At 62.9% G+C, this 4575-nt stretch carries 6 protein-coding genes; 2 read left to right on the forward strand and 4 right to left on the reverse strand.

What is annotated here, in order from left to right; translation table 11 throughout:
• Window positions 1-137: 137 nt before the first annotated feature.
• On the forward strand, window positions 138-569 hold the full coding sequence (locus I2E26_RS05110) for a YjdF family protein (protein WP_195419864.1): 432 nt from the start codon (window positions 138-140) through the stop codon (window positions 567-569).
• Window positions 570-584: 15 nt separating this feature from the next.
• On the opposite strand, the gene I2E26_RS05115 is transcribed toward I2E26_RS05110, so the two are convergent.
• From I2E26_RS05115 to I2E26_RS05125, 3 genes are all read right to left on the reverse strand, one after another.
• Complete coding sequence (locus I2E26_RS05115; protein ID WP_229056428.1) at window positions 585-848, reverse strand: zinc ribbon domain-containing protein; 264 nt, start codon at window positions 846-848, stop codon at window positions 585-587.
• Window positions 849-897: 49 nt separating this feature from the next.
• The gene (locus I2E26_RS05120) at window positions 898-1407 is read right to left on the reverse strand and encodes a helix-turn-helix domain-containing protein (RefSeq protein WP_195419865.1); all 510 of its coding nucleotides are present in this window, start codon (window positions 1405-1407) and stop codon (window positions 898-900) included.
• Window positions 1408-1649: 242 nt separating this feature from the next.
• On the reverse strand, window positions 1650-2210 hold the full coding sequence (locus tag I2E26_RS05125) for a hypothetical protein (RefSeq protein ID WP_195419866.1): 561 nt from the start codon (window positions 2208-2210) through the stop codon (window positions 1650-1652).
• 427 nt (window positions 2211-2637) lie between these two features.
• On the opposite strand from I2E26_RS05125, the gene I2E26_RS09080 reads away from it, so the two are divergent.
• Window positions 2638-3810, forward strand: coding sequence for a helix-turn-helix transcriptional regulator (locus I2E26_RS09080; protein ID WP_229056427.1), 1173 nt, complete (start codon window positions 2638-2640; stop codon window positions 3808-3810).
• A gap of 92 nt (window positions 3811-3902) precedes the next feature.
• Here I2E26_RS09080 and I2E26_RS05135 read toward each other — a convergent pair whose 3' ends face one another.
• Window positions 3903-4523, reverse strand: a complete 621-nt coding sequence (locus tag I2E26_RS05135; protein WP_195419867.1) for a helix-turn-helix transcriptional regulator — start codon at window positions 4521-4523, stop codon at window positions 3903-3905.
• Window positions 4524-4575: the final 52 nt, after the last annotated feature.

Genomic DNA, 4575 nt, shown 5'->3' on the forward strand with positions numbered 1-4575 from the left:
GGAGTTACAATGATGCCCATCGAAGATAAAAACACAGTGCCCGTCGGGTAGTCGGGCCGTGGGCGAGCGCCCGCCAGTAACCTGCCTCCTTGGTTGTCCCTTCTTCGCGTAGCCCTACATAGAAGGAGGTCGCGGCTATGCGAAAGAGTGAGGTCTCATCGACCCTGACGGTCTATCACGACGGTCAGTTCTGGGTGGGCGTGGTCGAGCATGTCGAGAGCGGCATGTTGAGTGTTGCGCGCGTGGTGTTTGGTGCAGAGCCTTCGAATGAAGAGGTCTATGCGTGGGTGCTTGAGCGCTGGTCGAGCCTGCGCCTGAGTGCGGAGACGGAGCCTGTTGGGCCACGTGCCGGGCGGTTGCCCGGCAACCCCAAGCGTCGTGCCCGCGCGGCGGCCAAGGCGATGCGCCAGCACGGATCATCGACTGCTTCGCAACTGGCTCTCGCTCGCGAGCGAGAGCGTGTCAAGGATGGGCGGCGAGAAGACCGGGCGGCGCGGCGTCAGGATGAAGCGCGCTCTCGCTGGGAAGATCGGCGTGAAAGGAAGCGTCGCAAGCATCGTGGTAAATAGGCGCCACATGACTGGCTAGGCATTTCTCTTCCACCTGCGGAGCGTCGGTAGGATGGCGCCTAGGAGCGACGCGCACTCGTCCACGGACCAGTCCATGTTCTGGGCCATGCGCGGTGCGCAGTCCTCGATCATCTCTTCCATCGTAGTCTCGTAGGTATACGCGCCCTCGTCGTAGCAACAGCGGCAGAACTCGTCGGTCTCGGTTCCATCCGCCTCGTGTCCATGCTGGCCCGGCTCGGTGAACATCATGCCGCAGCTTTGGCAGTAGTGCTCGGGCATGTCGAGCAACGGGCTGTTGCTCGGAGGGGGGTTGGTTCCAATTCCCGTGCTATGCCTTCCTTCTCGTGGCGATAGCTCCCGCGACGGCGGCGAGCAGGACGATGGGCGCGGCCCGCGCAAAGATCCATTCGAACCCGTGGAGCAACGTTGCAGCCACCGCGTATTCCGGATTGGAGAAATCCCACTCGAGATATGAGCCGCCGATCGCTTCCAACGCGAGGAGGACAAGTGCCGTGACGGCGGCGATAGCGATGCAAAGGGCGTGCAGCAAACGTCGCTTGGATTCCTGTGCTCGTGCGAACTGCTCGTTCAGCACCTCGAGTTTCTCGGAGAGCGCCTGCAGGCCCTCCGGCTCGGATGCGGGGACGGTCTCGCCCAGCAGCGTGCTCACCGGGGTGCCGAGTACCTCGCCGAGCGCGAGGAGCATCTCGGCATCGGGTACCGACAGTCCGCGCTCCCATTTGGAAACCGTCTGCCTCACCACGTTCAGCTTGAGCGCGAGCTCTTCTTGCGAGAGGCCCTTCGATTTTCTGAGGGCCTGGATGTTTTCGTTGAGCATGGGGCTTCCTTTCTCTTGCCTGCCTCGAGCGTTGTGGCAAGCGTGCGCCTGATGGGCCCGTTGCGGCAAGCAACGGGTGCTACCACTGCCTCGGTGCTATGTCGACCCGGTCTTCCGCTCGAACGACGGTGTGCGCGGTCCGGCATGCCTCGCTCCTCGACCTTGAGATATGGAAGCCCCGCCTGCGGGCAGCCGATACGGCGCCTGCGGGCGGGGGTGAATGCATCGATGTGCGGCGACGCTTACAGCATCGCACCGAGGATGGCCTGCTCGGCACCTTCCGACGGCGCCCACGTTCCATCTTCGTTCTTCGAGTAATCGAAGGTGATGTCGCTTTCCTCCGTGGGCGTGGCTTCGATGGCTGCCATCATCAGCTCGCCTCCCTTGGCGTACAGCTCCTCTTCGGTTGGAACCGCGGTCGGATCGATGGAGGCGATCCACTCCTCGTAATCTTCGGTAAAGGAGGTCATGGCGTCGGTGAGGGGCTTCATCTTGACTTTCACATCGGCCGTTGCGGTGCCTGCTTTCTCGTCGACGGTTATCTCACCGATCTCGTAGGTGAAATCGCTGAAGTAGCCTTCCGCGAATTCCTTCGCATCAAGGTCCAGCAGCTCGAACGAACTGCCCGTGGCATCGGCGATGCTGTCGACGAATTCCTCGTTATCGGGAGAGATGGTGTCGAATGCTGCGGTGAGGTCGGTGCGAATCTGGTCTTCGATCGAGGGGCCTCCGCATGCGCTCAAAAGGATGGCGCACGCGACCGCGAGGGTTGCGAGCGGCGCGGCGAGGAATCTTTTCTTCATGATCTTCTCCGTTCGTTCGGATGGATGCGGGGCGCGGAACGGTCCCGTCCACATTATGGGAACATCGTATCCGCCGATGACCGGGCCGGGCGGGGACGCGTTTCTATTGCCGACAGACGGCATGGGAATTCCGGCAAGCGCGATGCCGGAGAGCGGGACGGCTTCGAGTCTGCCTACGTGGCCCGATGGTCGCTTGATTTGCGGGGTGAATTGTTGCCATAGCGTAATCTACCTGGGGTTTGCAACCGCAAGGTGCCTACAGGTTGCGTAAAATGAAGCCTCAAGTTGGTGGTTTTCGCCGTGCGGCAACCGTAGTGTGTAAGTCGCCGGCAGGAAAAACGCCAAACGCTGGGTGTCGAGTTCGGGCGCTGCATTGAGTTGGATCGCGCCGTTCGGACTCTCGTCCCAGCCAACGAGAGGACCCATCATGAGCTTCCGCACCAACCTGCAATATCTGCGCGCAGAGCGCCGCATGACCCAGGAGCAACTCGCTATGTTGCTCGGGGTATCCCGTCAATCCGTCACCAAATGGGAGGCCGAGAAGTCCTACCCGGAGATGGACAAGCTCATCAAGATGTGCCAGATCTTCGAGTGCTCGCTGGACGATCTGGTGACCGGGGACGTGTCCGGTCGCGGGGTTTCTGGCCGGGAGGACCTGGACGGCCGCTCCGTGGCGTACGCGCCCTCACCGATTGTCGACGGCGACATGCCCGCCGCCTCGTTGGCCGTCGCTGCGCACGACGCTTCGCTCGGCGCTCCCGCGGGGTCTGCGCGCGCATTTCCCATCGGTGGCGCGTGCGCTATTCCAGCAGGACCGGCGACGGATGTATGCGGCTACGACGAGCACATGGTCGCCTTCTCGCGCAAAATTGCGATCGGCGTCGTGCTTTTCATCCTCGGTGCGGCGGCAGCCATCTTCACCGACGAGGTCATGCATTCGGACGGTATCGTCCTCCTGGCTACGTTCGCGTTCGTTGCCGCCGGCCTCGCGTTTACCATTCCCGCGGGGATCGACCACGCCGCATTTGCCAAAGCGCACCCCTACGTCGCGGATTTCTACACGGCGGAGGAGAAGGCGACGGCTCGACGCCGCGCCTCGATCGCGATCGTCGCCGGCATCACGATGATCTTGCTCGGGGTTGCCGTGGCCGGTTTGTTCGAGGTCGAGTCCAACGTGCAGGTATACGGCGATTCGCTGATGATGGTGCTGGTCGCGCTCGGCGTCGGGACGATCGTCCACTGGGGCATGCTCTGGGGGCGCACGGACCTTGCGGACTACAACAAGGAATGGCTCGAGGCCGTTGAGCTGAGCGATGACGAGCTGGCGCAGCTCGACCAACAGAGCCGCGAGGCGTACCTGCGCGCTAACAACCCCAGGCGTCGCGGCGCCGCCGATCGCAAGGGGAAGGCCTGCATGGTGATCATGCTCGTCGCCACGATGATGGCGCTGGTATGGCTTTTCGCCGCGTCCGCCATGGGTGCGTCCGAGGGCGTCTCCGGCTTGTTCTGGCTTCCCTGGGTCGTCGGCAGCCTGGCTAGCGGAATCGCCTTGATCGTGATCGATGACGACGATGATGCCCGGGCCGAGGACGGACGCTGATTTCAATCGAAAGCCTCGATTTCGTGGCTGTCCCTCATTTGAGGCGCGCGCCCCGCGACACCGAGCATTCGGCTGCCGTGGGGCGCGTCCGTCTAGTTCAGCAGCCCCCACGTGATATAGCCGATCACGCCGCCGATGAGTGCGGCGGCGATGAAGGCCAGCAGGTCATACGCCAGCCGGTGCTTCGTCGGCCACGAGCGACGGGGGAGGGCGCGTGGGTCGCGCTCGATGTCGGCCTCGCCGTTCATGAATGCGAGGATCTCGCGGTAGGTCACCAGGTCGTTCTCGAGCTTGATGCGCTCCAGGACCGTCGCGACGAGAAACGCGCCAACCGCCGGGGCAAACACCATCCCCGCTGCAGGGCCCGTGCCCCAAGCCCTTTCCAGCCAAGTAAAGGCGGGCGACAACAGCAGGGCAAATGCCAAGAAAAGTAGTGCGACCATGAGCAGGGCGAGCCGTACCATGCGCTTTCCCGCGAGCTTGCGGTCCCTCTCGACAGCCTCTTCCATAACGGTCACGTCTCCCTTCACGAGCGTGTCTATGGAGGTGTCGAACAGGATGCTCAGCATGAGCAGGCTCTGGACGTCCGGATACGTCTTGTCCCGCTCCCAGTTGGAGATCGTCTGGCGCGATACATAGAGTTTCTCGGCGAGCTGCTCTTGCGAGAGGCCCATCGCCTCGCGTCGCGTCTTGATCTGGTTGCTGATGTCCATCGTCACCTCCCGGTCGTGGGGGAGCGTCTCGCGGATATGCCGCGGGCGCTAT

The sequence above is a fragment of the Collinsella sp. D33t1_170424_A12 genome (assembly GCF_015554865.1).
GTDB lineage: Bacteria > Actinomycetota > Coriobacteriia > Coriobacteriales > Coriobacteriaceae > Collinsella.

Excerpts from the sequence above, each read along its gene's own strand:
- I2E26_RS05125 (WP_195419866.1), bottom strand. The coding sequence starts at position 2,210 with ATGAAGAAAAGATTCCTCGCCGCGCCGCTCGCAACCCTCGCGGTCGCG.
- I2E26_RS05115 (WP_229056428.1), bottom strand. The coding sequence starts at position 848 with ATGCCCGAGCACTACTGCCAAAGCTGCGGCATGATGTTCACCGAGCCG.
- I2E26_RS09080 (WP_229056427.1), top strand. The coding sequence starts at position 2,638 with ATGAGCTTCCGCACCAACCTGCAATATCTGCGCGCAGAGCGCCGCATG.
- I2E26_RS05135 (WP_195419867.1), bottom strand. The coding sequence starts at position 4,523 with ATGGACATCAGCAACCAGATCAAGACGCGACGCGAGGCGATGGGCCTC.
- I2E26_RS05120 (WP_195419865.1), bottom strand. The coding sequence starts at position 1,407 with ATGCTCAACGAAAACATCCAGGCCCTCAGAAAATCGAAGGGCCTCTCG.
- I2E26_RS05110 (WP_195419864.1), top strand. The coding sequence starts at position 138 with ATGCGAAAGAGTGAGGTCTCATCGACCCTGACGGTCTATCACGACGGT.